Here is a 24,797-nt window from a genome sequence, read left to right as displayed (position 1 = left end):
CGATAACGTGGCGCCACATCTCTCACAGCATCCCCTGCCGAAACACACGTGACGCCCACACACCTCCCTGGCCAAGTGGCCATACCCCACCAGAAGCGCGGCACCACTCTGGAGCGCTTCAACACGGCACCCGCCGCCGAGGTCCAGCACACCCTCCTGACCTGCCTGCACAGCCCCCGCTGGGCCCACCGCATCGCGGCCCACCGCCCCTATCCGACGTCGGACGCCTTGCTGGCGGCATCGGACGAGGCGGCGTACGACCTGACCCCGGGGGACCTGACGGAGGCACTGGCGGGCGAGACACTGCCGGAACTTCCGCAGGGCGCGTATTCAGCCGCCCACACAGCCCTGGATGCCGCGAACGCCGCCTACGAGGCGAAATTCGGCCACGTGTTCGTCATCTGCCTGGACGACCTACCGCCGAACGAGTCCCTGAACCACGTACTGACAGCCATCCGGTCACGATTGACAAACGATCCGGAGGAGGAGCGGGTGGTGGCGTGGGAGGAACTCCGGCACCTGGCCAGAGGGCGGTTGGCCGAACTCCTCAGGGACGCGACCAGCCCAAACGGCGCCGCACCCGACAAAAAACAGGACACCGAGCCCCAGTAGCCACCCAAACGCTCACCCATCCGCATGCCACTTTGATCACACAGATAGGCCCGGCGTAAGCCAAAGCCGGCCACATCGATAACATGCTGGGGGCCGGTGGACCGTACCCGGCCGGGCCCGACCGACAGCACAAGCCGGCGCGGCCCCAATCCCCGCTCCCGGAGGGACTTCCGTGCCGGCTGGAACGCTGTACCGCGGCCGGGAAGGAATGTGGTCCTGGGTGGCTCACCGAGTCACCGGCGTCCTCATCTTCTTCTTCCTGTTCGTTCACGTGCTGGACACCGCACTCGTGCGTGTCTCCCCCGAGGCCTACGACGAGGTCGTCGCGACGTACAAGACGCCGATCATCGCGCTGATGGAGTACGGCCTGTCCGCCGCCGTCCTCTTCCACGCGCTCAACGGTCTGCGCATCATCGCCGTCGACTTCTGGTCCAAGGGCCCGCGCTACCAGAAGCAGATGCTCTGGTCCGCCGTCGGTCTGTGGCTGGTGCTGATGCTGGGGGCGATCTACCCCATGCTCGGCCACGCCGCTCGTGAACTCTTCGGGAGCTGACGCCCATGTCCACGACTGAGAAGACCGCGTCCGGGATCGGCCCCGTCGAGGGCGCCTCCGTGTACAACGTCGACAACCCGGCCCCCTACATCGAGGCCCCGCGCAAGCGCACCAAGAAGACCCCGAAGGCCACCCGGGGCAACTTCGAGATGGCCGCCTGGCTGTTCATGCGCCTGTCCGGTGTCGTCCTCGTCGTCCTGGTCATCGGCCACCTGCTGATCCAGCTGGTGCTCGACGGCGGCGTCTCCAAGATCGGCTTCGCCTTCGTGGCGGGCCGTTGGGCGTCCCCGTTCTGGCAGGTCTGGGACCTGCTGATGCTCTGGCTCGCGATGCTGCACGGCGCCAACGGCCTGCGCACGGTCATCAACGACTACGCGGAGCGCGCGAACACCCGGCTGTGGCTGAAGGGCCTGCTCTACACCGCCACGGTGTTCACCATCCTGCTGGGCACGCTGGTGATCTTCACCTTCGACCCGAACATCCGCTAGGCACGGGGCTGCGAGAATCATGAAGATCCACAAGTACGACACCGTCATCGTCGGCGCCGGTGGCGCGGGCATGCGCGCGGCCATCGAGTCCACCAAGCGCAGCCGCACCGCGGTGCTCACCAAGCTCTACCCCACCCGCTCCCACACGGGCGCCGCGCAGGGCGGCATGGCCGCCGCGCTGGCCAACGTGGAGGAGGACAACTGGGAGTGGCACACCTTCGACACGGTCAAGGGCGGTGACTACCTGGTCGACCAGGACGCCGCCGAGATCCTGGCGAAGGAGGCCATCGACTCCGTCCTCGACCTGGAGAAGATGGGCCTGCCGTTCAACCGCACCCCGGACGGCACCATCGACCAGCGCCGCTTCGGCGGTCACAGCCGTAACCACGGCGAGGCGCCGGTGCGCCGGTCCTGCTACGCCGCGGACCGCACCGGCCACATGATCCTCCAGACGCTGTACCAGAACTGCGTCAAGGAGGGCGTGGAGTTCTTCAACGAGTTCTACGTCCTGGACCAGCTGATCACCGAGGTGGACGGCGTCAAGAAGTCCGCCGGTGTGGTCGCCTACGAGCTGGCCACCGGTGAGATCCACGTCTTCCAGGCGAAGGCCGTCATCTACGCCTCCGGCGGCTGCGGCAAGTTCTTCAAGGTGACGTCCAACGCGCACACCCTGACCGGTGACGGCCAGGCCGCCGTCTACCGCCGGGGTCTGCCTCTGGAGGACATGGAGTTCTTCCAGTTCCACCCGACCGGCATCTGGCGCATGGGCATCCTGCTGACGGAGGGCGCCCGCGGTGAGGGCGGCATCCTCCGCAACAAGGACGGCGAGCGCTTCATGGAGAAGTACGCGCCGGTCATGAAGGACCTCGCCTCGCGTGACGTCGTCTCGCGCTCCATCTACACGGAGATCCGCGAGGGCCGCGGCTGCGGTCCCGAGGGCGACCACGTCTACCTGGACCTCACCCACCTTCCGCCGGAGCAGCTGGACGCCAAGCTGCCCGACATCACCGAGTTCGCGCGGACGTACCTCGGCATCGAGCCCTACACGGACCCGATCCCGATCCAGCCGACCGCGCACTACGCGATGGGCGGCATCCCGACGAACGTCGAGGGTGAGGTGCTCAGCGACAACACCACGGTCGTCCCGGGCCTGTACGCGGCCGGTGAGGTCGCCTGTGTGTCGGTGCACGGCGCCAACCGGCTGGGCACCAACTCGCTGCTGGACATCAACGTGTTCGGCCGGCGCGCGGGTATCGCCGCCGCCGAGTACTCCCAGAAGGCCGAGTTCGTCGAGCTTCCGGAGAACCCGGCGCAGCTCGTGATCGACCAGGTGGAGAGCCTGCGGACGTCCACCGGCACCGAGCGGGTGGCGACGCTGCGCAAGGAGCTCCAGGAGACCATGGACGCGAACGTCATGGTGTTCCGCACCGAGCAGACGATCAAGACGGCGGTCGAGAAGATCGCCGAGCTGCGCGAGCGCTACAAGAACGTCTCGATCCAGGACAAGGGCAAGCGGTTCAACACGGACCTGCTGGAGGCCATCGAGCTGGGCAACCTGCTCGACCTGGCCGAGGTGATGGCCGTCTCCGCGCTCGCCCGCAAGGAGTCCCGCGGCGGTCACTACCGCGAGGACTACCCGAACCGCGACGACGTCAACTTCATGCGCCACACCATGGCGTACCGCGAGGTCGGTGCCGACGGGTCGGAAACCGTCCGTCTCGACTACAAGCCGGTCGTCCAGACCCGCTACCAGCCGATGGAGCGTAAGTACTGATGGCAACCCCCGTTATGGACAAGGTGGAGGCCGAGTCCGCCGCGTCCCCGTACATCACGGTCACCTTCCGGGTCCGCCGCTTCAACCCGGAGGTCTCGGCCGAGGCGACCTGGGAAGACTTCCAGATGGAGATCGACCCGAAGGAGCGCGTCCTCGACGGCCTCCACAAGATCAAGTGGGACCTGGACGGCACGCTGACCTTCCGCCGCTCCTGCGCGCACGGCATCTGCGGCTCGGACGCGATGAGGATCAACGGCAAGAACCGTCTTGCCTGCAAGACCCTCATCAAGGACATCAACCCCGAGAAGCCGATCACGGTCGAGCCCATCAAGGGCCTCACGGTCCTGAAGGACCTCGTGGTCGACATGGAGCCGTTCTTCCAGGCGTACCGCGATGTGATGCCCTTCCTGATCACGAAGGACACCAACGAGCCGACGCGTGAGCGTCTCCAGACCGCCGAGGACCGCGAGCGGTTCGACGACACGACGAAGTGCATCCTGTGCGCCGCCTGCACCTCCTCGTGCCCGGTGTTCTGGAACGACGGCCAGTACTTCGGCCCGGCGGCCATCGTCAACGCGCACCGCTTCATCTTCGACTCGCGCGACGAGGCCGGCGAGCAGCGCCTGGAGATCCTCAACGACAAGGACGGCGTGTGGCGTTGCCGCACGACCTTCAACTGCACGGACGCCTGTCCGCGTGGCATCGAGGTCACCAAGGCGATCGCCGAGGTGAAGAAGGCGCTGATCACGCGCCGCTTCTGAGCTTCCGCGCGCCGGCCGAGGCCCTGCTCCCGTCTCGTCGGGATCGGGGCCCTCGGGCTTTCCGGCGGACCCTCGTCAGCCGCCGACCAGGGGTATGAGCTTCAGGAAAGTGACCTCCGTATCGGCGGTGAGGTCGACCTCCTCGTCCAGCTCGGTGAGTTGGCGTTCACCCACGAGCAGCAGGAAGCCGTTGGCCGCGAAGGCCTTCAGGACGAGCTCCGTCTGCCCCTCCGGGTCCTTGCGGCGCCTTCGGCCCGCGGCGATCTCCTCACGCACCCGGCGCCCGATCAGTTCCCGGACCGTCAGACGCTCCTGCGCGACTTCGAGCCGCGGGCCCGTCTCGCGCTCCCCCGTGGTCGTCTCGTCGACGAAGGTCACGTATCCCATGGGCCGACAGTACGAGCAGCCACTGACAATCCCGGGTTCCGGCCGATCATCGACCTATTCTGACAGTGTGTCAGATGACGAGTCGTACGAACTGCTCGGGTTCGACAACGTGCTGCTGCCCGTCGGGGACCTCGGTGAGGCCGTCGGGTTCTACGAACGCGCCGGGTTCACGGTGGCGTTCCGCTTCGACGAGGCGGGGATCGCGCTGCTGAAGGTGGGCGGCGAGACGCCGGGGATCCTGTTGCGGCAGGCGGAGGGGCTGAACCATCGCCCGCCGCCCTGGCATTCGCCCCGGGTGTGGCTGGAGGTGCCGGACGCCCGCGCGGCCGCCCGCCGGCTGGCCGGGGCCGGGATCGTGCCGCTGGACGAGCCGTTCCCGGTGGCCACCGGGTGGACCGTGGAGATCGCCGACCCCTGGGGCAATGTCGTCGGACTCACCGACTACTGCAAGCGTCCGGAGCTCGGGCGTCGGCCGTGACGCAGGTCTCCGCACCGTTGAGTTGAACACGTTCAAAAGCAGGTCTACAGTCATCCCTGTCAGCGTTTTGAACGCGTTCAAGAAGGGGGACGGCATGGACCGCACGGTCATCGCCTACGTCATCTACCTGGTCGTCAGCATCGCGCTGACGGTCTGGGTCGCCCGCACGCTCAGTCGCAACGGGCGGATCTTCCTCTCCGACGTCCTGCACGGCAACGAGCAGCTCGCCGACGCCGTCAACCACCTTCTGGTGGTCGGCTTCTACCTCGTCAACCTCGGCTTCATCGCCCTGTACCTGAGCGACGACGGCACGGTCGTCGACGCGCGGGGCGTCTTCGAGGCCCTGTCGACCAAGCTGGGCGTGGTGCTGCTGCTCCTCGGCGTGATGCACCTCGGCAATGTGTACGTCCTCAACAAGATCCGGCGGCGCGGGGCGTTGGAGCGGGAGCAGGTGCCGCCGGTCGCGCCGCAGGACTGGGTCCGCGCGTGAGCGCCGCGGTGGCGGACCGGACCACCCCGGTCCGCCGGCTCACCGTCCTGTACGACGCCGACTGCTCCCTGTGCGTCTTCCTGCGCGACTGGCTGGTACGGCAGCCGCAGTTGGTGCCGCTGGAGATGGTCCCGACCGGGTCGCAGGAGGCCGGGCGGCGGTTCCCCGGGCTCGGCTCGACCCTCGACGAGATCACCGTCGTAGGGGACGGCGGGCAGGTGTACCGGTCCGCCGCCGCCTGGATCGTCGTGCTGTGGGCGCTGCGTGAGCACCGGCCGCTGGCCTACCGGCTGAGCACGCCGAGCGGTACCCGGCTCGCCAAGGGTGCGGTGCTGGCCGCCGCCAAGTGGCGCGGGGCGCAGTGGGGCGGGCGGGCCTACCGGCAGGGGGACGGGTGGGCGTACCACCCGAGTGAGGGATGGCAGTACAGCGCGCCGAACTAGAACGGACGGCAGGACAGCGCGCCGAACCGGATGTGAACCCGGCCGGACCGCGAACGGCCGGGTTTCGGCCTGTTTTGGCATGCACTCTTCCAAAATTCGGCCCGAGTGGGACGCTGCTGCACGGTTCGATCCACTCCGCACCCCTCACAGAAGGAGTACGCGTGAGAGGCACACACCGCATAACCGTCCTCGGTGCCCTGGCCGGCGTCACCGCGCTGCTCGCCACCGGCGTCCTCGCCGCACCCGCCGGCGCGGCGCCCGCCCCGAGGTCCGACACCGGCGTCAGCCCGGTCACCGCCGCCGCGCAGGAGAAGGCACGCGACTTCTGGACGCCGGAGCGGATGCGGGCGGCCGCCCCGCTGGACCTGCTCGACGGACAGCCCGGCAGTGGCTCGACGCCCGCCAAGGGCACGAAGACGACCGTCGCGCCCACCGCGCCGGGCACGGCGGCGGACGTCGGCATCCTCGCCTTCCCCAACGGGGGCAGCCAGTGGACCGGCGGCGGCGCGGTCGTCAACACCGCGGGACGCGTGTTCTTCACCTACCAGGGCCGTACGGCGTCCTGTTCCGGCAACGCGGTCACCAGCGCCAACAAGAGCACGGTCATCACCGCGGGCCACTGCGTGAAACTGGACGGCGCCTGGCACACCAACTGGGTCTTCGTCCCCGGCTACCACGACGGGCAGTCCCCGTACGGCCGCTGGAGCGCCGCCAGGACCCTGTCCACACCTCAGTGGACGGCGAGCGAGGACATCAACTACGACATCGGCGCGGCCGTCGTCGCCCCGCTGGACGGACAACGGCTCACCGACGTCGTCGGCGGCCAGGGGCTGGCCTTCAACACCGGCTACAACCTGCGCATGTACTCCTTCGGCTTCCCGGCCGCCTCGCCCTACGACGGCGAGAAGTTCATCTACTGCAGCGGCAACACCAGCCGGGACTTCCTGCTCTCCAGTGACCACGGCATGACCTGCAACATGACCGGCGGCTCCAGCGGCGGTCCGTGGTTCACGCAGTTCAACGAGGCCAGCGGCACCGGCCTGCTGTCCTCGGTGAACAGCTTCAAGTACAACTTCTTCCCGAACCGGATGTACGGCCCGTACTTCGGCGCGGACGCGCAGAACCTGTACCAGGCGGCGCAGTCCTCCTGAGCAGGGCTGGTTAGGCTCCCTCCGTGCCCTCGAAGAACGACAGCCCCGAGCCCAGCAAGTCCGAGCAGACCCGCGCGCTGATCCTGGAGACCGCGATGCGACTGTTCCAGGAACGCGGCTACGACAAGACGACGATGCGGGCCATCGCCCAGGAGGCCGGGGTCTCCGTCGGCAACGCGTACTACTACTTCGAGGGCAAGGAACACCTGATCCAGGGCTTCTACGACCGGATCGCCGCCGAACACCGGGCGGCGGTCCGGGAGGTCCTGGACCGGGAGACCGACCTGGAGGCGCGGCTCGCGGGCGTGCTGAAGGCCTGGCTGGACGTGGCCACGCCGTACCACGAGTTCGCGGTGCAGTTCTTCAAGACGGCCGCCGACCCCGACAGCCCCCTCAGCCCGTTCTCCCCGGAGTCGGAGCACGCGCGCGTGGAGGCCATCAGCGTCCACCGGGAGGTGCTGGCCGGGGCGACGAAGACCAAGGTCCCTGAGGAACTGCGGGATGTGCTCCCGGAGTTGATGTGGCTCTCCCAGATGGGCCTGGTGCTCTACTGGATCTTCGACCGGACTCCGGACCGCGAGCGCAGCTACAAGCTCGCCGCGCGCGGCGCGCGCCTCACCGCGCGCGGGGTGGCCCTGGCCCGCTTCCGAGTGCTGCGCCCACTGGTGCGCGAGGTGCACGAGCTGTTCACGGACTTCCTGCCCGGCATGACGAAAGGGGCGCCCGCCGAGGACGGACGCCCCTGAGCGTCACTCAGTTGACCGCGTCCACCTCGCCCTCGGCGAGCTCGACGTCGTAGACCACCGGCTCACCGTCCACCATCACATGCCGCGCCCGCGACCCGTACGGCGCGGCCGTCGCCGCCAGCAGATAGGTGCCCGGGGCCGGGACCGAGACGATGTACGACCCGTCGGCCAGCGATGTCACCCGGTCCAGCTGGCGGCCACCCTTCGTGAGCAGGGTGACCGCCGCGCCCTCCACCGGGTCGCCGTCCGCCGTGCGGATGAAGCCGTGGATCACCGACATGCCGCCCTCGGCAGTCGGCACCTCTTCCTCCTTCGGCTCGACCGCCAGATGCGGCAGCCGCTTCTCCAGGCCGGCCGGGAGCCACCAGTTGGAGTTGCCGAGCAGATGCATCGCGGCCGGCACCAGCGCCGTACGCAGGATGAACGCGTCCAGTGCCACCGCCGCCGCGAGTCCGACGCCCGCCATCGCGCCCTCCATGTCGCCGCTGAGGACGAACGCGGAGAACACGCAGATCATGATCAGGGCCGCGCAGTTGATGACCCGGCTGGTCTCCGCGAGGCCCACCCGGACCGCGCGGGCGTTGTCCTTGGTGTGCACCCACTCCTCGTGCATCCGGCTGACCAGGAACACCTGGTAGTCCATGGAGAGCCCGAAGAGCAGCGAGAGCATGATGACCGGCAGGAACGAGGTGATCGGGCCCTCCTTGCCGACGCCGATCAGCTCGGTTCCCCAGCCCCATTGGAAGATCGCCACCAGCACACCGAACGACGCGGCGGCCGCGATCAGGTTCATCAGCGCGGCCGTCAGCGGCACGACCAGCGAGCGGAACGCCACCAGCAGAAGCAGGAAGCCCAGCGTGATGATCGTCGCGATGAAGTAGGGCAGCCGGTCCGCGGTCACCGAGGCGAAGTCCTTGAACACGGCTGTCACACCGCCCACATGGGCCTCGACGCCCGCCTGTGGGATCACGTCGTCGCGCAGCCGGTCGATCAGCTGGTCGGTCTGTTCCGACTGCGGTGAGGTCGTCGGCACCACGTTGATCACCGAGACCCCGTTGGCGGGCGGCACGGCGACGGCTTGGGCCACTCCCTCGGTCGACTCGATGGAGGTGACGAGCGAGTCGGGGGCGGTGCCCTCCACGACGACCTGGAGCGGGCCGTTGAAGCCGGGCCCGAAGCCCTCGGCAAGCAGGTCGTAGGCCTGCCGGGTGGTCGTGGACTCCTGGTGGTTGCCCTGGTCGGTGGCGCCGAGCCGGATCGACAGCACGGGCAGCGCGAGCACCGCCATGACGACGAGGGCACCCGCCGCGATGGACCGCGGCCGCTTCTGGACGTACGTCGACCAGCGCGCCGCGAGCCCGCTCGCCTCCTCCGGCTCCGGTCCCGTCGCGGCAAGCCGCCGGCGCTGCCTGCGGCTGAGCACCCGCGTGCCGAGCAGGCCAAGCAGGGCGGGCAGCAGGGTGATCGCGGCGAGCACGCTGAGCACCACCGTCAGCGAGGTCGCGATGACCACACCGTCCAGGAACCGCATGTTCATCACGAGCATGCCGGCCAGCGCGATGCACACCGTGCCGCCCGCGAACAGCACCGCGCGCCCGGAGGTGTTGAGGGCCGTCACCGCGGCGTCCTCCGGCTTCATGCCGCGCAGGATGCCGCGCCGGTGCCTCGTCACGATGAACAGCGCGTAGTCGATGCCGACGCCGAGGCCGATCAACGAGCCGAGCAGCGGGGCGACTTCGGGAACGTTCGTGACATGGCTGAGCAGCATCGTGGAGAGCATGCCGGTGCCGACACCGGCGATGGCCACGATGATCGGCAGCAGCATCGCGAACAGGGAACCGAAGGCGAGGAACAGCACGACCGCCGCGGCGAGGATGCCGACCGCCTCGGAGGTGCCCGCCGGGGGCTCCTGGGTGCGGGCGATGGCCTGGCCGCCCAATTCCACCTGGAGTCCGTCCTGTTCGGCGGCCTGCGCGGTGTCGACAATGTCCTCGATCACCTCCTTCGGGATGGCGTTGGCCTGCTCCTTGAAGGTGATCTCGGCGTAGGCGATCCGCCCGTCCTCGCTCACCCGCGGATCGGTGACCTCACCGACCCCCTCCATCCCCGCGATCTTCTCCAGCGCCGGCTGGACGCGGTTCTGTACGGCGTCGTCCCGTACGGAACCCTCGTCCACCTTCCACACCACCGTGTCGGTGTCTCCGGCACGCTCCGGGAATGCCTTCTCCATCAGGTCGTACGCGTGCTTGGAGTCCGTGTCCGGCAGGGAGAAGACGTTCGCGTAGTCCGTGCCCGCGGCGGAACCGCCGAAGCCCAGGCCGAACAGTGCCCCCACCCACAGCAACAGGACCACCAGCCGGTGCCGATAGCACCACCGTGCCAATGTCGCCACGCTCAACGCTCCTTCATCGGTCGTCGGTCGGTCCCCCAGGTCCTGCACACCAGAATCGGTGGCGCGGCTCGCGCGCGGACATGCGACAGGCTCGACTCTCAAGGAACTCCAAAGCGGGAACCGGCCCCGCTGTCAGTGGTCGTGCCGATACTGGGGACATGACTACGGCTGTGGGCACCGTGCTGGTCGTGGAGGACGAGGAGAGCATCGCGGACGTCCTCGCCATCGCCCTGCGCTACCACCGGTTCGAGGTGATGACCGCGGGCACCGTCCGCGAGGCCCTGGCGCTCGCCGGGCGTACCCGGCCGGACGTGGCGCTGCTGGACGTGATGCTGCCGGACGGCGACGGCCGCGCCCTCGGCCGCCAACTGCGCGTCCAGCGCCCCGGACTGGCTCTGGTCTTCCTCACCGCGCGCGACTCGCCCGCCGAGATCGTCGGCGCTCTCGGCTTCGGCGACGACTACATCACCAAGCCCTTCGACATCGACGTGGTGATCGCCCGCATCACCGCCGTCCTGCGCCGCACCCGCGCCACCGACGTCCTCCCCCAGCGCCCACCGCTGCGCTACGGCGATCTGGAGCTGGACGAGTCGACGTACTCCGTGCACCGCGCGGGCCGCACGGTCGAGCTCACCCCCACCGAGTACGCCCTGCTGCGCTTCCTGGTGCGCAACGGCGGCCGGATCGTGCCCAAGGAGCAACTCCTCAGGCACGTCTGGCAGTACGAGCACACCCCGCCCGAGTCGACCGTCGTGGAGACCTACATCAGCTATCTGCGCCGCAAGCTCGACACCCTCGGCCCCCCGGTCATCACCACCCGGCGGGGCGTGGGCTACGGACTGGCATGAGGCTGCCGACCGGCATGAGGCTCCGGGTGCCGCGCTGCGGCCCTCGGGGCATCCACTCGCTGCGCGCCAAGCTGACGCTGGCGAACGTGGCCCTGCTCGCCCTGGGCATCGTCGCGGCGACCGCGATCAGTCTGATGACCGCCCGCCACTATCTCCTGGACAGGATCGACTCCGAGCTCCTCGCGACCCGCTCCACCCTGCAGAACGCCGGGTTCAGCATGCGCCAGATCGAATCCCTCGGTGAACTGGGCATCGCCATGGACGAGTTCGCGGGCAGCGGCGCCGAACCCCTGCCCAGCGCGAGCGGTTCGGTGCTCGTGGCCGTCGACCGTACGGGCCGCCCGGTGCCCCTGGGGCCGCTGAAACCGACGTCACGGCAGCGCGCGGTGGCCGCCGGGGTCGATGATCCCTCGGCCCTGGCCGCCGAGGCGGAGCCCCGCGACATCGACGTGGAGGGCACCCCGTACCGGGTGACCGCGGCCCGCCTCTCCGACGGCCCGGTGGTCCTGATCGCCCACTCCACCGACGCCCTGCACGAGGGCATGGCGAAGGCCCTCAAGCTGGACCTCGCCTTCGGCACCCTGCTGCTGGCCCTGCTGGCCTGTCTGACCCTGTTCAGCGTGAGCCGCAGAATGCGCCCGCTGGAGGACATGGTGGAGACCTCCTCGGCCATCGCGGAGGGCGATCTGACGCGCAGAGTCCCCTCCAGCCGGGAAGCGACCCTGGAGGTGGAACAGCTACGGCTGTCCCTCAACTCCATGCTCCACCAGGTGGAGTTGGCCTACCGCACCCGCGAGCGCAGCGCGGCCCAGCTCCGCCGCTTCGTCGCGGACGCCTCGCACGAACTGCGCACCCCGCTCGCGGCGATACGCGGCTATCTCCAGCTCTACGACAAGGGCATGCTCAACGACCCCGACCAGCGCAAGCGCGCCTGGGAGCGGGTGTTGGCGGAGGCGGACCGCATGGGCCGCCTGGTGGACGAACTCCTGTGCCTGGCCCGCCTGGACCAGCAGCCCGAACTCCGCTTCCGCAACGTGGACATCAGCCGTCTGGTCCGGGACGCCGCGGAGGACCTGCGCATACAACAGCCGGAGCGTCCGGTGACGGTGACGGCGGACGGCGCCCTCCTGGTCCGCGCCGACGAGTCGGGGCTGCGGCAGGTGCTGGGCAACCTGGTCGGGAACGCCCGCACGCACACGCCCGTCGACGCTCCGGTCCACCTGGGGGTGGAACGGGAGGACGGTGTCGTCAGGGTGTGCGTGCGGGACAAGGGCCCGGGGCTGGCTCAGGAGGACGCGATCCGCATCTTCGACCGCTTCTTCCGGGCGGGAGGAGGCGCGGGAAGCGGTCTGGGCATGGCGATCGTGCAGGGGGTGGTGAAGGCGCACGGAGGCGAGGTGGTGGTGGACACGGCTCCGGGTGAGGGGTTGAGGGTCACGGTCACCCTGCCGACCTAGATCCAGCCGAGGCGCCAAAGCCGGAACACACCCGTCCCGTCGGACAGATACTGCCCGCCCCCGACATCCGCACTGGCCACCACGTACTCCTTCGCCTGCCACAGCGGAATCACCGGCACATCATCGGCGATCACCTGCTGCAACTCACGGAAGTCGTCCGCGGCCTCCCCCCGATCGGCGAACCGCTGGCTCTCCCGGATGAGCCGATCGACAGCCTTGCTGCTGTACCCGGTGTTCATGGTCCCCTCGGACCCGACAAGAGGCGCGCCGTACGTGTCCGGGTCGGGGAAGTCCGCGACCCACCCCACGCCGTACGCGTCCAGCTTCCCCGTGGCCCACCGCTTCTGGAAGTCGGTCCACTCGTAACCCTTGAGCGTCACCTTGAACAGCCCGCCGGTCTCCAACTGGGCGGTTTCCTCCGCGGCGGCACCCCGCCCGGTGGCATAGCCGTAGGTGAAGCGGACGGGGAGACTGACCCCGGCCTCCTCAAGAAACTCGCGCGCCTTGGCGACGTTCTGCTTCGGATACGAGTCGAAGAACGACGTCGTATGCCCGGTGATCCCCGTGGGTGTTTCACAGCCTGCGCACAGGTTCGTGGTCAGTACACGATCGCGAACACGAGCGCGCCGACGCACACCGCGATCACGACCCCCGCACGGAGAAGAATCAGCCGGTCCACGACCCTGCGCAGGGCCCGGCTCGGCAGACAGCGCAGCGCCCAGGTGAGCACCAGCGAGGCGGCGGCCGTGACCGCCAGCAGACAGAAGGGCCTGGCGGGCGGATACGTCGGGTCCCACGGCTCGTGCGCCCGGTTCTCCAGGTACAGCAGCCCGGCGAAGGCGAACCACACCAGCGCACAGGCGCCGGTGAGCAGGGTTTCCAGTACGGCGAACAGCACAGGTCTGGTGCGCGCAAGGCGCAGGACGGACGCGTCGGACATGGGCGCGCTCCCCCGGATCAGGCCTGCTTGGAGGCCAGTTCGATCACCGTGATGTCCGACTCGGCCCCGACCCGCGTGGGCGGACCCCAGGCGCCGGCGCCGCGGCTGACGTAGAGCTGAGTATCGCCGTAGCGCTCAAGTCCCGCCAGGGTCGGATTCGCCCCGGCCGCGATGAGGTTGCCGGGCCAGAGCTGGCCGCCGTGGGTGTGTCCTGAGAGCTGGAGGTCGACGCCGTGCTCGACGGCGTCATGGATCTGGACGGGCTGGTGGGCGAGGAGCACGCACGCGCGTGCCGGGTCGCGGTCGCCGAGCGCCTTGGCGAAGTCGGGGCCCTGGCCCTCGTCCTCGCCCGCGATGTCGTTGACACCGGCGAGGTCGAACCAGGGCAGTTCGGTGCGGGCGTTCTCCAGCGGGAGCAGCCCGAGTCGCCGTACCTCCTCGACCCACTGCTCGGCGCCGGAGAAGTACTCGTGGTTGCCGGTGACGAAGTAGGCGGGGGCCTTGAGTCGGGTCAGCGGGGCCGCGGCCGGGCCCAGGTCCTTCACGCTGCCGTCGACCAGATCGCCGACGACGGCGACGATGTCGGGCTGGGTGGAGTTGATGGTGTCGACGACCCGCTGTGCGAAGCCCCTGCCGAGGACCGGGCCCAGGTGGATGTCGCTCACGACGGCGATGCGGTAACCGTGCGCGGCGCGCGGGAGCTTGGCGAGGGGGACGGTGACCCGCTTGACGCTCGGCCCGTTCAGCACGCCGTACGTGCCGACCCCGACGGTGCCGACGGCCGCTGTAGCGACGGCGCCGCCGATGACGCGGGAGACGAAGAGGCGGCGCGAGGGCGCGGCGACGAGGGGGGCCGGGTCCTCGGGCTCGGGCGGGGTGGGCGCGCCCACCGGCACCGGCTCCGCCTGCCGTACGGGCACCTGGGCGGGCTTGCGCCGCTCCAGCCACCGTCGCAGCAGCGGACGTACGGCCTCACCCGCCAGCAGCCCCAGCAGCAGGTAGATCGAGAGCGCCAGCCACAGGAAGCCCGGCCAGGCCAGTACGCGCTGGAGCCAGAAGGGCGCGCCGGTGCGCTCGGCCACCAGGGCGCCGAACGCCATCAGCCAGCCGCCGGCGACCAACGCGGCACCCGCGCGGCGGACCCAGCCGGGGCCGCTGGTCGTGTCGCGGAACAGGCGCCGCCACACATACCAGTTGGCGGTCACCATGACCGCCAGGACGAGCACTACGAAGACGATGACCACGTAAGTCGTATCCCTCTGCCTATGACGTCCGGCGCAATGCGCGCACTCCGCGCAACCCGATGCCCCCGACGACCGTCCCCAATACGAAGGAGACGACCGCGAGCAGCAGGTGCACCCAGAAGTAGCCCGTCGGGTCGCCCGCGTCGTCGAACGCGAGCCCGCTGCCGTCCTTGACGAGGTTCTTGACGAAAGTGATCCAGATGACCCAGCTCCACACCCCGAAGGCGAGCAGGAACCAGGAGACGGGGCGGCTGAGCTTCATACGTTCAGTATCACCGCCGCATGTCCGGTTCCGTGGCCGGGGTGGGGGTCGGGGCGGGACTTCACATGCCGTGCCCTGTACGTTCTCGTCCGTGTCCGCACCTCAGAAGACCACCAGGCGATCACTGTTGGTCACTTCCGCCATGTTTTCGTCCCTCGCGCTGAGCGTTCCCGTCTCGTACGCGGCCCCGAGTCCCTCGCCGACTCCGTCCGCCACTCCCCCGGCGAACATGTCGACGGTGGGTGGCGAGCGGCTCGGGCAGCCCGGGACACAGGTCGAGCTGGCGAGCGGGGTGCCCGTGCTGCCCAAGGACCTGTCCGCGCGCTCATGGATCGTCGCCGACGCCGAGTCCGGCGAGGTGCTCGCGGCGCACAACGCGCACTGGCGGCTGGCGCCGGCGAGCACCATGAAGATGCTCTTCGCCGACACGGTGCTGCCGAAGTTCCCCTCGTCGACCAAGCACAAGGTCGTCCCCTCCGACCTGGCGGGTCTCGGCTCCGGCTCCAGCGTGGTCGGGATAAAGGAGGACGAGACGTACACCGTCCACGACCTGTGGCTCGGCGTCTTCCTGGCCTCCGGCAACGACGCCGTGCGCGTCCTGTCGGCGATGAACGGCGGGATCGAGGCGACCGTCGAGCAGATGAACGAGCACGCCGAGGAGCTCCAGGCCCTCGACACACATGTGGTCTCCCCCGACGGATACGACGCCCCCAGGCAGGTCTCCTCCGCGTACGACCTGACCCTGATCGCCCGCTCCGGGCTGCAGAAGAAGGACTTCCGGGAGTACTGCTCGACCGTCACCGCGAAGTTCCCGGGCGAGACGAAGAAGAACAAAAAGGGCAAGTCGGTCCGCGGGGCCTTCGAGATCCAGAACACCAACCGACTGCTGCGCGGCGACTCCGACATCCCCGTCTACCAGGGCATCGCGGGCGTGAAGAACGGCTACACCAGCAAGGCGGGCTACACCTTCACCGGTGTCGCCGAGCGCGACGGCAGGGTGCTGCTGGTCACCGTCATGAACCCGGAGAAGGACGAGCACAACGAGGTCTACAAGGAGACCGCGAAGCTCTTCGACTGGGGCTTCAAGGCAGCCGGCAAGGTGACGCCGGTGGGTGAGCTGGTGCCGCCGAAGAGCGCCGAGCCGAGCGCCCAGCCGGGCGCCAACGACCCCGGCTCCGGCTCCGGCTCGGGTGAGGCGGGCGGCTCCGGGGACGGCGAGTCGTCGCAGAAGCCGGTGGTGGGTGCGGCGGCCGAGGGCGGTTCGAGCGGCATCGGGATCGCGCTCGGGGTGACCGGCGGGCTGCTGGTGCTGCTCGCGGCGGGCGCGTTCCTGGTCAACCGCCGGTGGCCGCTGCCTGATCTGGTACGTCGTCGTCGGTGACGCCCTCTTCCTGCTTGCTGGGCGTGGCCGTCCAGGCGGCGCAGAACACGACCAGCTTCGCGGTGAAGTTGATCCACAGCAGCAGGGCGACCGGCACCCCGAAGGCGCCGTACATGCTCTTCGTGGCCACGCCCTGCATATAGCCGCTCAGCAGCAGCTTCAGCAGTTCGAAGCCGATCGCGCCGATCAGCGCGGCCACCATCAGGCGGCGGCGCGGCGGTTCGACGCCGGGCAGCAGGGTGAGGACGTAGAGCAGGAGCAGGAAGTCGGCGACGACGGCCACGGAGAAGGCCACGACGCGCAGCAGGATGCCGTCCCAGCCGCCCTCCTCGATACCGATCTCGCGGGTGATCCAGCCGACCATCGCGGAGGCGACGGTGGAGGTGGCGATCGTGACGAGCACGGCGCCGCCGAAGCCCACCAGGACGCCCGCGTCCTTGGCCTTCCGCAGGACGGGGTTCTCCTCCTCGTCGTCCAGCTCCCACACCGCGCGCAGGCACTCGCGCATCGAGCCGACCCAGCTGATGCCGGTGACCAGCAGCAGGGCGCCGGCGATGAGACCGACGGTGCCGGCGTTCGCCACCAGGCCGTCGATGTTCAGCTGGTCGGAGATGCCTGGCACCTGTTCGGCGATCTTGTCCTCCAGCTTGTCCTGCTGCTCCTGGCTGAGCGTCGCCGCGGCGATGGCGGCGGCCACGGCCAGCATCGGGAACAGCGCGACGAAACTGGTGAACGTCATCGCCGCGGCCAGCCGTGTCCACTTCACCCGGTCCATGCGCTCGTACGACCGCCACGCGTGCGTGGTCATCAGCCGGGCGACGAGCGGCCCGACGACGGGGAGCTTTTTCAGCCAGTCCATGATCCGACTCTCCCCTCCTTGCGGAACACCCATGTCCGGGTTCCCCAGAACCGCAGGACAGTCGCCAGTGCCATGCCCACGCCGGCGCCGGAGACGATGTCCGCGCGCGGGGAGGTGAGCCCGAGGCCGTAGTGACTGACGGCGAGGCAGAGCAGTTGTACGGCGGCCCCGGCGACGTTCACCGCGAAGAAGGCGGCGTAGGGGCGCAGGCCCCTCGGGCGGGTGTGCCGGTAGGTGCCGAGCGCGTTGCCCGCGTAGGCGACCGTGCAGCCGGCGACGAAGGAGAGCACCTTGGCGGTGAGCGGGTCGAGCCCTGCCGGTCCGCGCAGGGCGACGAACAGGGCGGTGTCGACGACGTAGGCGAGCAGGCCCGCGGCGGCGAAGCCGAGCAGTTCGCGTCGGCCCGCCCACGCACGCGTGCTCACCAATTGGCCACAGCCAGGCCGTACATGGCGAGCCACACGAGGGCGATCAGGGCGAGGGCGCGGTCACGGAGCACGACGTCCTCGGGTTCGCCCGCCGTGCCGCGGTCGGCGAAGACGGCGTATCTGAGGATCGCGAGGATGAACGCGACCATGGACAACTGCCGCCAGGGCAGCACGCTGGTGTGCGGGACCCCACCCTCCTCCAGGGCCCACAGGCAGTACCCGAGGACGGCGACCCCGGCGGCGAGCTGCCAGACGAAGCGCAGGTAGCCGGTGGTGTACTCGGTGAGCAACGCGCGCGTGGCGCCCCCTTTTCCGGCCATCTGCACGGCTTCGGAGTAGCGCTTGGCCGACACCATGAACAGCGCGCCGAAGCCGGTCGTGATCAGGAACCAGCGCGAGAGCGGGATCCCGAGGGCGAGCCCGCCGACCATGGCCCGCATCAGGAAGCCCGTGGTCACCACGACGAGGTCGACGACCAGGACGTGCTTGAGGCTGACGCAGTACGCCAGTTGCATGCCCAGGTAGGCGGTGAGCAGGGCGGCGACCAGGGGGTCGCTCAGCCATAGGGCGGCGGCGGGCGCAAGGACGGCGAGGGCGCCGCCCACGGCGTAGGCGACCGGCACGGGGACCTGGCCCGCGGCCACGGGGCGGTGCCGTTTGGCGGGGTGGGCGCGGTCGGCCTCGGCGTCACGGGCGTCGTTGATCAGGTAGACGGCGGCGGCGCAGGCGGTGAAGAGGGCGAAGACGAGGGCGACTTGGGTGAGGGCTTGGGCGGTGAAGAGCTGTCCCGCGGCGGCGGGGGCGGCGACCACGAGGACGTTCTTGACCCACTGTTTGGGGCGGGCGGTCTTGAGCAGGCCGCGCAGGAGGCCGCGGTCGGGGGGCCAACTGCCGGTGGTGCGCGGGGGCGTGCGCTGTTCGAGGAGCGCGGGTTCTCTGGTGGCGTGCGCGGCGCCGGTGAGGGGTGCGGTCTCAGTCATGCGCGCCGCCCCTCATCCAACGCGCGCCCGCACACGCCGTGAGCGCCCCCAGTGCCGCGCCTGCCGCCACGTCGGAGGGGTAGTGAACGCCGACGACCAGGCGGGAGAGGCACATGGCGGTGGCGAGGGGTGGGATCGCGCGCGCGCCCAGCGCGCCGAAGGCGACCGCCGCGGCCGTGGCGGAGGTCGCGTGCGAGCTGGGGAAGGAGTGGCGGCCCGTGGTGCGTACGAGGGGTTCGACGTGCGCGGGGCGCGGGCGGCGCACCACCCTTTTCACACCCATGCTGACGAGGTGCGCGCCCGCGGTGAGCGCGGTTCCGCGCAACCAGGCGCCGCGCCGGGCGCCGTCCACGGCGGCTCCCGTGAGGCCCGCCGCCAGCCACAGGGCACCGTGCTCGCCGGCCCAGGACAGGGCGCGCGCGGCGCCGGCGACGCGCGGATCACAGCCGTACACACGCAGCGCCGAAAGGATTCGGTGGTCCAGGTGGTCCATGTGGACTCACTGTTCACGCCGACCCCGCCGGAACTCCGGCAATATTGGGCGACATCCCATTAATCACCCATTTCGGGGATGAAAGGGATGTTTCATAACTACCCGCTCGTTAACCGGCGATACCGTCGCCGACATGCCTGCCGACGCCGTTTCCGTCACGGGATGGGGCCGCACCGCTCCCACCGCCGCCCGTCTGATCCGCCCACGGACGTACGAGCAGGCCGTGGCCGCCGTTCGTGAGTGCGGGGCCCGGGGCGGGATCCCGAGGGGCCTGGGGCGGGCGTACGGGGACGCGGCGCAGAACGCGGGCGGGGCCGTGATCGACATGACGGGCCTGGACCGGGTGCACGCCATCGACGCCGACGGCGGCACCGTCCTGTGCGGCGCGGGCGTCTCCCTGCACCGTCTGATGCAGGTGCTGCTGCCGCTCGGCTGGTTCGTACCGGTGACGCCGGGCACCCGCCAGGTGACCGTCGGCGGGGCGATCGGCGCGGACATCCACGGCAAGAACCACCATGTGTCCGGCGCCTTCTCCCGGCACGTCCGCTCCCTCGAACTGCTCACGGCGGACGGCGAGATCCACACGGTCAGCCGTGGCACGCCCCTGTTCGACGCGACCGCGGGCGGCATGGGCCTCACGGGCGTGATCCTCACGGCCACGCTCCAGTTGCTGCCGGTCGAGACCTCGCTGATGTCGGTCGACACCGAGCGCGCGACGGACCTCGACGACCTGATGGCCCGCCTCACCGCCACCGACCACCGCTACCGCTACTCGGTCGCCTGGATCGACCTCCTGGCCCGCGGCGGCGCCACCGGCCGCGCGGTCCTGACCCGCGGCGACCATGCCCCCCTGGAGGCGCTCCGCGAAGGCACGCGCGCGCGTAGGGACCCGCTGGCCTTCCGCCCCTCCCAGTTCCCGTCCCCGCCCGCCCTGTTCCCCGAGGGCCTGCTCAGCCGCCGCACGGTCGGCCTGTTCAACGAACTCTGGTACCGCAAGGCCCCTCGCGCGCGTACCGGCGAACTCCAGCGGATCTCCACGTTCTTCCACCCCCTGGACGGCGTCCCGCACTGGAACCGCGTCTACGGCCGGGGCGGCTTCGTGCAGTACCAGTTCGTCGTCGGACACGGCCGGGAAGACACCCTGCGCCGGATCGTGCGGCGCATCTCGGCGCACCGGTGCCCGTCCTTCCTGGCCGTCCTCAAGCGCTTCGGGGACGCCGACCCCGGCTGGCTGTCCTTCCCGGTACCCGGCTGGACGCTGGCCCTGGACATCCCGGCGAACCTCCCGGGCCTCGGCGCCTTCCTCGACGAACTGGACGAAGAGGTGGCCGCGGCGGGCGGCCGCGTCTACCTCGCCAAGGACTCCCGGCTGCGGCCCGAACTGCTCGCCGCGATGTACCCGCGCGTGGCCGACTTCCGCGCCCTGCGCGCCGAGGCGGACCCACGCGGGGTCTTCACCTCGGACCTCTCCCGCCGCCTCGGTCTCTAGCCCTCTCCCTAAGGAACCGTCATGAAGGACGCCTTCGGCCTCCCCCAGTCCCTGCTCGTCCTCGGCGGCACGTCCGAGATCGCGATGGCCACCGCCCGCCGGCTGATCGCCCGGCGCACCCGCACGGTGTGGCTGGCCGGGCGTCCGACGCCCGCCCTGGAGGAGTCGGCCGAGCAACTGCGCGCCCTGGGCGCCCAGGTGCACACGGTCGCCTTCGACGCGCTCGACACCGAGTCCCACGAGTGGGTGCTCGGCAAGATCTTCGCCGAGGGCGACATCGACCTCGTCCTGATGGCGTTCGGCGTCCTCGGCGACCAGGCCCACGACGAGCGCGAGCCGCTGGCCGCGGTGCGCGTGGCGCAGACGAACTACACCGGCGCGGTCTCGGCGGGCCTGATCTGCGCCCGGGCCCTCCAGACCCAGGGCCACGGCTCCCTGGTCGTCCTGTCCTCGGTGGCCGGCGAACGCGCCCGCCGCGCCAACTTCATCTACGGCTCCAGCAAGGCGGGCCTGGACGCCTTCGCCCAGGGCCTCGGCGACGCCCTGCACGGCACGGGCGCCCACGTGATGGTCGTACGCCCCGGCTTCGTACGCTCCAAGATGACGGCCGACCTGGAGGCGGCCCCCCTGGCGACGACCCCGGAGGCCGTGGCGACGGCGATCGAACTGGGACTCAGGCGCCGGGCGGAGACGGTGTGGGTGCCGGGCACTCTGCGCCTGGTGATGGCGGCGCTGCGCCACATGCCGCGGGCGCTGTTCCGACGGCTGCCGGTCTGAGGGCCGTAAGCGGGACTAACTCGCCGGGATCGAGCCGCGCTCGACGTGACTCGCCTGCGGCGGTACGACCGCCCCGCCGAATGCGAACTCCCGCAGCTTGCGCCACACGCCGTCCGCGCCCTGCTCGTACAGCGCGAACCCGGTGCAAGGCCACTCGGCCTCGTAGTCGGCGAGCGCCTCGAACGCGCGGTCCATCGACGCCTCGTCGATGCCGTGGGCGACCGTCACATGCGGGTGATACGGGAACTGCAGTTCACGCGCCACGGGCCCGGACGCGTCCCGCACCTGTTTCTGGAGCCAGGTGCAGGCCTCCGCCCCCTCGACGACCTGGACGAACACGACCGGCGACAGGGGCCGGAAGGTCCCCGTACCGGACAGCCGCATGGGGAACGGCCGCCCCGAGGCGGCGACCTCCACGAGGTGCGCCTCGATCGCCGGCAGCAGCGAGGCGTCCACCTCGGTCGGCGGCAGCAGAGTGACATGCGTGGGGATGCCGTGAGCCGCGGCGTCGCCGAAGCCCGCGCGCCGCTCCTGGAGCAGGCTGCCGTGAGGCTCCGGGACCGCGATCGACACGCCGATCGTTACGGTCCCCACGTCGTCTCCTGTCGTCGTGACGGTTGGTTCTCTCAGCCGTCGGCTATCGACTGTACGGCCACGGCTGTGCCGTGGGCAGGCGCAACCGTAGTGATGTGCAGCGCTCTGCCCAGTGGTACTTCTGTGCGGTGGTACGCCTCAGTGCTTGGCGGGCAGGAAGCCGACTCTGTCGTAGGCCTGCGCCAGCGTCTCCGCGGCGACGGCACGCGCCTTCTCCGCGCCCTTGGCCAGGATCGAGTCGAGCGTCTCCGGGTCGTCCAGATACTGCTGGGTCCGCTCCCGGAACGGCGTCACGAACTCGACCATGACCTCGGCGAGGTCCGTCTTGAGCGCACCGTAGCCCTTGCCGTCGTACTTCTGCTCCAGTTCCGCGATTCCCGTGCCCGTGAGGGTCGAGTAGATCGTGAGCAGGTTGCTGACGCCCGGCTTGTTCTCGACGTCGTAGCGGATGACGGTGTCGGTGTCGGTGACCGCGCTCTTGACCTTCTTCGCGGTGGCCTTGGGCTCGTCGAGCAGGTTGATCAGGCCCTTCGGCGTGGACGCCGACTTGCTCATCTTGATCGACGGATCCTGAAGGTCGTAGATCTTCGCCGTCTCCTTGAGGATGTACGGCTTGGGGACCGTGAAGGTCGCGCCGAACCGGCCGTTGAACCGCTCGGCGAGGTCACGGGTCAGCTCGATGTGCTGGCGCTGGTCCTCGCCGACCGGGACCTCGTTGGCCTGGTAGAGCAGGATGTCGGCGACCTGGAGGACCGGGTACGTGAACAGGCCGACGCTCGCGCGGTCGGCGCCCTGCTTGGCGGACTTGTCCTTGAACTGGGTCATGCGGGAGGCCTCGCCGAAGCCGGTGAGGCAGTTCATGACCCAGGCCAGCTGGGCGTGCTCGGGGACATGGCTCTGGACGAAGAGCGTGCAGCGCTCGGGGTCGAGTCCGGCCGCGAGGAGCTGGGCGGCGGCCAGGCGCGTGTTGGCGCGCAGTTCCTTCGGGTCCTGCGGGACCGTGATCGCGTGCAGGTCGACGACCATGTAGAACGCGTCGTGGGTCTCCTGCAGGGCCACCCACTGACGGACGGCACCGAGGTAGTTGCCGAGGTGGAACGAGCCTGCGGTGGGCTGGATTCCGGAGAGCACGCGGGGACTGTCAGAGGCCATGCTCACCATTCTCTCAGGTCTGGGGGGCCGATCCGGAACCGATGACGAACTGATCGGCAACAGCTGGGAACCGATCCGTCTCCGGCGGTGTAACAAGAGTGTGAGAACGCGGGAGGGGGGCCGCATCGTCGATGAGGCCGCGGTGATCGCCCGGGTGCGCGCCGGAGAGCCGGAGGCGTACGCGGAGTTGGTGCGTGCCCATACGGGCATCGCGCTGCGGGCGGCCGCCGCGCTCGGCGCCGGTGCGGACGCGGAGGACGTGGTGCAGCAGGCCTTCGTCAAGGCGTACTGCGCGCTGGGGCGGTTCCGGGACGGTTCGGCGTTCCGGCCGTGGCTGCTGTCGATCGTCGCCAATGAGACGAGGAACACAGTGCGCACGGCGGCCCGGCAGCGCACGCTCGCCGGCCGGGAGGCGGCCTTTGTGGAGGCCGAGCCGCTGATACCGGAATCGGCGGACCCCGCGGTGGCGACGCTGGAGACAGAGCGCCGCGCGGCCCTGCTGGCCGCCCTGGAGAAGCTGAGCGAGGAGCACCGTCTGGTCGTCACCTACCGCTACCTGCTGGAGATGGACGAGACGGAGACGGCCCAGGCGCTGGGCTGGCCCCGGGGGACGGTGAAGTCCCGGCTCAATCGCGCACTGCGCAAGCTGGGCAGGCTGCTGCCGGATTTCAAGCCCGGGGAAGGGGGTGAGGAGCATGGGTGACAAGCGTGGTTCGTACGACGGTGACGGCGGCCCCGGGCTGCCGGAGGAGCTGCGGTCGCTCGGGCGGTCCCTGGACCGGCCGGGGCCGGACGGCGCCGAGACGATGGTCGAGCGGGTGCTGGAGCAGATACTCGCCGAGCGGGTACCGGTGCCGGTGGCCGAGCCGGCGGGGGCCGGGGAGCGGCTGCGCTCGGCGCGGCGGTGGACGCGGGCGCGGTGGCGTTCGCTGACGGCGGTGCTGTGCGGGCTGCTCACGATGCTCGTGCTCACGTCCCCGGTGCGGGCGGCGGTCTTCGACTGGTTCGGCTTCGGCGGGATCGAGGTGCGCTACGACCCGTCGGCCCGGCCGTCGGCGAGCGCCGAGGTGCCTCGTTGCGAGAGCGCGGGGTCGGTGTCGTTGGCGCGGGCCGGGCGCCGGGCCGGGTTCGAGCCGGCCGTGCCGGGGGTGCTGGGCGCGCCGGACGCGGTGACGGTGACCAGGGAGCCTCAGGGGCGGTATTTGGTGAGCCTGTGCTGGCAGGAGGGCGGTCGGACGATACGGCTGGACGAGTTCCCTGCGCGTCTGGACATCGGCTTCGTCAAGACCGTGCGGGAGCAGCCGGAGTGGATCCCCCTGGGCGACTCCTCGGTGCCGGAGCCCGCTCTGTGGTTCGCGCGGCCGCATCTGCTGAGTTTCTGGCTGGTGGGCGCGGACGGCTCTCCCTACACCCGCGACGAGCGGACGGCCGGACCGACGCTTCTGTGGATGCACGGTACGGGCGCGGCGGGCGACGACACCCTCACGCTGCGGCTGGAGGGCGTGGCGTCGAAGGAGCGGGCGGTGGAGATCGCGAAGTCGCTGGAGAAGTCCTCCGAATAGTCGGTCGGGGGTGGGAACCCCGGCGGGTCGGGCGGTGTACCAGAAGTGACACGCGG

At 70.1% G+C, this 24,797-nt stretch carries 28 protein-coding genes and 1 pseudogene; 17 read left to right on the top strand and 12 right to left on the bottom strand.

From position 1 onward, the window contains the following. Positions 1-48 precede the first annotated feature (48 nt). The 5 genes from H4N64_RS07330 (at position 49) to H4N64_RS07310 (ending at position 4,188) form a co-directional block, all read left to right on the top strand. Positions 49-612 carry a 2-oxo-4-hydroxy-4-carboxy-5-ureidoimidazoline decarboxylase gene (locus H4N64_RS07330; RefSeq protein WP_186281275.1) on the top strand — a complete coding sequence of 188 codons (564 nt, stop codon included), beginning with the start codon at positions 49-51 and terminating at the stop codon, positions 610-612. 172 nt (positions 613-784) lie between these two features. Continuing rightward, on the top strand, positions 785-1,165 hold the full coding sequence (gene sdhC / locus H4N64_RS07325) for a succinate dehydrogenase, cytochrome b556 subunit (RefSeq protein ID WP_186281274.1): 381 nt from the start codon (positions 785-787) through the stop codon (positions 1,163-1,165). A 5-nt stretch (positions 1,166-1,170) separates the two neighbouring features. After that, positions 1,171-1,653, top strand: coding sequence for a succinate dehydrogenase hydrophobic membrane anchor subunit (locus H4N64_RS07320; RefSeq protein ID WP_186281273.1), 483 nt, complete (start codon positions 1,171-1,173; stop codon positions 1,651-1,653). Positions 1,654-1,672: 19 nt separating this feature from the next. After that, positions 1,673-3,427: a succinate dehydrogenase flavoprotein subunit gene (sdhA, locus tag H4N64_RS07315; protein ID WP_186281272.1), complete on the top strand. Its 1,755-nt coding sequence runs from the start codon at positions 1,673-1,675 to the stop codon at positions 3,425-3,427. After that, positions 3,427-4,188 (top strand): succinate dehydrogenase iron-sulfur subunit, encoded by a 762-nt coding sequence (locus H4N64_RS07310; RefSeq protein WP_186281271.1) that lies wholly within the window; start codon positions 3,427-3,429, stop codon positions 4,186-4,188. The genes sdhA and H4N64_RS07310 overlap by 1 nt, the downstream gene beginning before the upstream one ends. 75 nt (positions 4,189-4,263) lie before the next feature. On the opposite strand, the gene H4N64_RS07305 is transcribed toward H4N64_RS07310, so the two are convergent. After that, positions 4,264-4,575 (bottom strand): hypothetical protein, encoded by a 312-nt coding sequence (locus H4N64_RS07305; RefSeq protein ID WP_186281270.1) that lies wholly within the window; start codon positions 4,573-4,575, stop codon positions 4,264-4,266. 67 nt (positions 4,576-4,642) lie between these two features. On the opposite strand from H4N64_RS07305, the gene H4N64_RS07300 reads away from it, so the two are divergent. The 5 genes from H4N64_RS07300 to H4N64_RS07280 all read left to right on the top strand — a co-directional run bounded on the left by H4N64_RS07300 (position 4,643) and on the right by H4N64_RS07280 (position 7,883). Continuing rightward, positions 4,643-5,053 carry a VOC family protein gene (locus tag H4N64_RS07300; RefSeq protein WP_186281269.1) on the top strand — a complete coding sequence of 137 codons (411 nt, stop codon included), beginning with the start codon at positions 4,643-4,645 and terminating at the stop codon, positions 5,051-5,053. Between the two features lie 94 nt (positions 5,054-5,147). After that, the gene (locus tag H4N64_RS07295) at positions 5,148-5,543 is read left to right on the top strand and encodes a hypothetical protein (protein ID WP_186281268.1); all 396 of its coding nucleotides are present in this window, start codon (positions 5,148-5,150) and stop codon (positions 5,541-5,543) included. Then, a complete protein-coding gene (locus H4N64_RS07290) occupies positions 5,540-5,986 on the top strand; it encodes a DCC1-like thiol-disulfide oxidoreductase family protein (protein ID WP_186281267.1) in 447 nt (148 codons plus the stop codon). The genes H4N64_RS07295 and H4N64_RS07290 overlap by 4 nt, the downstream gene beginning before the upstream one ends. A 161-nt stretch (positions 5,987-6,147) precedes the next feature. After that, positions 6,148-7,137, top strand: coding sequence for a trypsin-like serine peptidase (locus H4N64_RS07285; RefSeq protein ID WP_186281266.1), 990 nt, complete (start codon positions 6,148-6,150; stop codon positions 7,135-7,137). Between the two features lie 23 nt (positions 7,138-7,160). Beyond that, a complete protein-coding gene (locus tag H4N64_RS07280; protein WP_186281265.1) occupies positions 7,161-7,883 on the top strand; it encodes a TetR family transcriptional regulator in 723 nt (240 codons plus the stop codon). A gap of 7 nt (positions 7,884-7,890) precedes the next feature. Here H4N64_RS07280 and H4N64_RS07275 read toward each other — a convergent pair whose 3' ends face one another. Then, positions 7,891-10,266, bottom strand: coding sequence for an MMPL family transporter (locus H4N64_RS07275; protein WP_186281307.1), 2,376 nt, complete (start codon positions 10,264-10,266; stop codon positions 7,891-7,893). A gap of 167 nt (positions 10,267-10,433) precedes the next feature. Between H4N64_RS07275 and H4N64_RS07270 the strand changes: the two genes are divergently transcribed. Both H4N64_RS07270 and H4N64_RS07265 read left to right on the top strand, forming a co-directional pair. Then, on the top strand, positions 10,434-11,123 hold the full coding sequence (locus H4N64_RS07270) for a response regulator transcription factor (protein WP_186281264.1): 690 nt from the start codon (positions 10,434-10,436) through the stop codon (positions 11,121-11,123). 14 nt (positions 11,124-11,137) lie between these two features. Next, positions 11,138-12,580, top strand: coding sequence for a sensor histidine kinase (locus H4N64_RS07265; RefSeq protein WP_186281306.1), 1,443 nt, complete (start codon positions 11,138-11,140; stop codon positions 12,578-12,580). Here H4N64_RS07265 and H4N64_RS07260 read toward each other — a convergent pair. The 4 genes and pseudogenes from H4N64_RS07260 to H4N64_RS07245 form a co-directional block, all read right to left on the bottom strand. Then, positions 12,577-13,149: pseudogene (locus tag H4N64_RS07260) on the bottom strand (ABC transporter substrate-binding protein); the annotation flags it as partial. The gene H4N64_RS07265 and the pseudogene H4N64_RS07260 overlap by 4 nt on opposite strands. 29 nt (positions 13,150-13,178) lie before the next feature. Further along, positions 13,179-13,520 carry a hypothetical protein gene (locus H4N64_RS07255; RefSeq protein WP_186281263.1) on the bottom strand — a complete coding sequence of 114 codons (342 nt, stop codon included), beginning with the start codon at positions 13,518-13,520 and terminating at the stop codon, positions 13,179-13,181. 17 nt (positions 13,521-13,537) lie between these two features. Next, entirely contained in the window at positions 13,538-14,764 is a 1,227-nt protein-coding gene (locus H4N64_RS07250) for a metallophosphoesterase (RefSeq protein WP_186281262.1), read from the bottom strand. Positions 14,765-14,783: 19 nt separating this feature from the next. Continuing rightward, complete coding sequence (locus H4N64_RS07245; RefSeq protein WP_186281261.1) at positions 14,784-15,026, bottom strand: SCO4848 family membrane protein; 243 nt, start codon at positions 15,024-15,026, stop codon at positions 14,784-14,786. A 91-nt stretch (positions 15,027-15,117) separates the two neighbouring features. On the opposite strand from H4N64_RS07245, the gene H4N64_RS07240 reads away from it, so the two are divergent. Further along, positions 15,118-16,407, top strand: coding sequence for a D-alanyl-D-alanine carboxypeptidase family protein (locus H4N64_RS07240; protein WP_336246653.1), 1,290 nt, complete (start codon positions 15,118-15,120; stop codon positions 16,405-16,407). Here H4N64_RS07240 and H4N64_RS07235 read toward each other — a convergent pair. Genes H4N64_RS07235 through H4N64_RS07220 form a run of 4 tightly spaced genes read right to left on the bottom strand, consistent with a single transcriptional unit; the run spans position 16,361 to position 19,167 of the window. Continuing rightward, on the bottom strand, positions 16,361-17,266 hold the full coding sequence (locus tag H4N64_RS07235; protein WP_186281259.1) for a YihY/virulence factor BrkB family protein: 906 nt from the start codon (positions 17,264-17,266) through the stop codon (positions 16,361-16,363). The genes H4N64_RS07240 and H4N64_RS07235 overlap by 47 nt on opposite strands. Then, entirely contained in the window at positions 17,254-17,691 is a 438-nt protein-coding gene (locus H4N64_RS07230) for a GtrA family protein (protein WP_186281258.1), read from the bottom strand. Before H4N64_RS07230 ends, H4N64_RS07235 begins: the two co-directional genes overlap by 13 nt. After that, complete coding sequence (locus H4N64_RS07225; RefSeq protein ID WP_186281257.1) at positions 17,688-18,674, bottom strand: decaprenyl-phosphate phosphoribosyltransferase; 987 nt, start codon at positions 18,672-18,674, stop codon at positions 17,688-17,690. Before H4N64_RS07225 ends, H4N64_RS07230 begins: the two co-directional genes overlap by 4 nt. Next, positions 18,667-19,167 (bottom strand): phosphatase PAP2 family protein, encoded by a 501-nt coding sequence (locus H4N64_RS07220; protein ID WP_186281256.1) that lies wholly within the window; start codon positions 19,165-19,167, stop codon positions 18,667-18,669. Before H4N64_RS07220 ends, H4N64_RS07225 begins: the two co-directional genes overlap by 8 nt. A gap of 133 nt (positions 19,168-19,300) precedes the next feature. Here H4N64_RS07220 and H4N64_RS07215 point away from each other — a divergent pair, with 133 nt between their 5' ends. Both H4N64_RS07215 and H4N64_RS07210 read left to right on the top strand, forming a co-directional pair. After that, positions 19,301-20,656, top strand: coding sequence for an FAD-binding oxidoreductase (locus H4N64_RS07215; RefSeq protein WP_186281255.1), 1,356 nt, complete (start codon positions 19,301-19,303; stop codon positions 20,654-20,656). Positions 20,657-20,677: 21 nt separating this feature from the next. Continuing rightward, positions 20,678-21,433 carry a decaprenylphospho-beta-D-erythro-pentofuranosid-2-ulose 2-reductase gene (locus H4N64_RS07210; RefSeq protein ID WP_186281254.1) on the top strand — a complete coding sequence of 252 codons (756 nt, stop codon included), beginning with the start codon at positions 20,678-20,680 and terminating at the stop codon, positions 21,431-21,433. A 15-nt stretch (positions 21,434-21,448) separates the two neighbouring features. On the opposite strand, the gene H4N64_RS07205 is transcribed toward H4N64_RS07210, so the two are convergent. Then, a complete protein-coding gene (locus H4N64_RS07205; RefSeq protein WP_186281253.1) occupies positions 21,449-22,027 on the bottom strand; it encodes a 2'-5' RNA ligase family protein in 579 nt (192 codons plus the stop codon). A 138-nt stretch (positions 22,028-22,165) separates the two neighbouring features. Next, positions 22,166-23,179 (bottom strand): tryptophan--tRNA ligase, encoded by a 1,014-nt coding sequence (trpS, locus tag H4N64_RS07200; RefSeq protein ID WP_186281252.1) that lies wholly within the window; start codon positions 23,177-23,179, stop codon positions 22,166-22,168. 142 nt (positions 23,180-23,321) lie between these two features. Between trpS and H4N64_RS07195 the strand changes: the two genes are divergently transcribed. Beyond that, positions 23,322-23,882 carry an RNA polymerase sigma factor gene (locus tag H4N64_RS07195; protein ID WP_336246655.1) on the top strand — a complete coding sequence of 187 codons (561 nt, stop codon included), beginning with the start codon at positions 23,322-23,324 and terminating at the stop codon, positions 23,880-23,882. Continuing rightward, complete coding sequence (locus H4N64_RS07190; RefSeq protein ID WP_186281250.1) at positions 23,875-24,741, top strand: hypothetical protein; 867 nt, start codon at positions 23,875-23,877, stop codon at positions 24,739-24,741. Before H4N64_RS07195 ends, H4N64_RS07190 begins: the two co-directional genes overlap by 8 nt. Positions 24,742-24,797: the final 56 nt, after the last annotated feature.

The sequence above is a fragment of the Streptomyces cupreus genome (genome assembly GCF_014257025.1).
Lineage (GTDB): Bacteria > Actinomycetota > Actinomycetes > Streptomycetales > Streptomycetaceae > Streptomyces > Streptomyces cupreus.
This window is presented reverse-complemented; position numbering and strand designations above follow the sequence as displayed.

Excerpts from the sequence above, each read along its gene's own strand:
- H4N64_RS07320 (WP_186281273.1), top strand. The coding sequence starts at position 1,171 with ATGTCCACGACTGAGAAGACCGCGTCCGGGATCGGCCCCGTCGAGGGC.
- sdhA (WP_186281272.1), top strand. The coding sequence starts at position 1,673 with ATGAAGATCCACAAGTACGACACCGTCATCGTCGGCGCCGGTGGCGCG.
- H4N64_RS07310 (WP_186281271.1), top strand. The coding sequence starts at position 3,427 with ATGGCAACCCCCGTTATGGACAAGGTGGAGGCCGAGTCCGCCGCGTCC.
- H4N64_RS07305 (WP_186281270.1), bottom strand. The coding sequence starts at position 4,575 with ATGGGATACGTGACCTTCGTCGACGAGACGACCACGGGGGAGCGCGAG.
- H4N64_RS07295 (WP_186281268.1), top strand. The coding sequence starts at position 5,148 with ATGGACCGCACGGTCATCGCCTACGTCATCTACCTGGTCGTCAGCATC.
- H4N64_RS07270 (WP_186281264.1), top strand. The coding sequence starts at position 10,434 with ATGACTACGGCTGTGGGCACCGTGCTGGTCGTGGAGGACGAGGAGAGC.
- H4N64_RS07265 (WP_186281306.1), top strand. The coding sequence starts at position 11,138 with ATGAGGCTCCGGGTGCCGCGCTGCGGCCCTCGGGGCATCCACTCGCTG.
- H4N64_RS07255 (WP_186281263.1), bottom strand. The coding sequence starts at position 13,520 with ATGTCCGACGCGTCCGTCCTGCGCCTTGCGCGCACCAGACCTGTGCTG.
- H4N64_RS07245 (WP_186281261.1), bottom strand. The coding sequence starts at position 15,026 with ATGAAGCTCAGCCGCCCCGTCTCCTGGTTCCTGCTCGCCTTCGGGGTG.
- H4N64_RS07235 (WP_186281259.1), bottom strand. The coding sequence starts at position 17,266 with ATGGACTGGCTGAAAAAGCTCCCCGTCGTCGGGCCGCTCGTCGCCCGG.
- H4N64_RS07225 (WP_186281257.1), bottom strand. The coding sequence starts at position 18,674 with ATGACTGAGACCGCACCCCTCACCGGCGCCGCGCACGCCACCAGAGAA.
- H4N64_RS07220 (WP_186281256.1), bottom strand. The coding sequence starts at position 19,167 with ATGGACCACCTGGACCACCGAATCCTTTCGGCGCTGCGTGTGTACGGC.
- H4N64_RS07215 (WP_186281255.1), top strand. The coding sequence starts at position 19,301 with ATGCCTGCCGACGCCGTTTCCGTCACGGGATGGGGCCGCACCGCTCCC.
- H4N64_RS07210 (WP_186281254.1), top strand. The coding sequence starts at position 20,678 with ATGAAGGACGCCTTCGGCCTCCCCCAGTCCCTGCTCGTCCTCGGCGGC.
- trpS (WP_186281252.1), bottom strand. The coding sequence starts at position 23,179 with ATGGCCTCTGACAGTCCCCGCGTGCTCTCCGGAATCCAGCCCACCGCA.
- H4N64_RS07190 (WP_186281250.1), top strand. The coding sequence starts at position 23,875 with ATGGGTGACAAGCGTGGTTCGTACGACGGTGACGGCGGCCCCGGGCTG.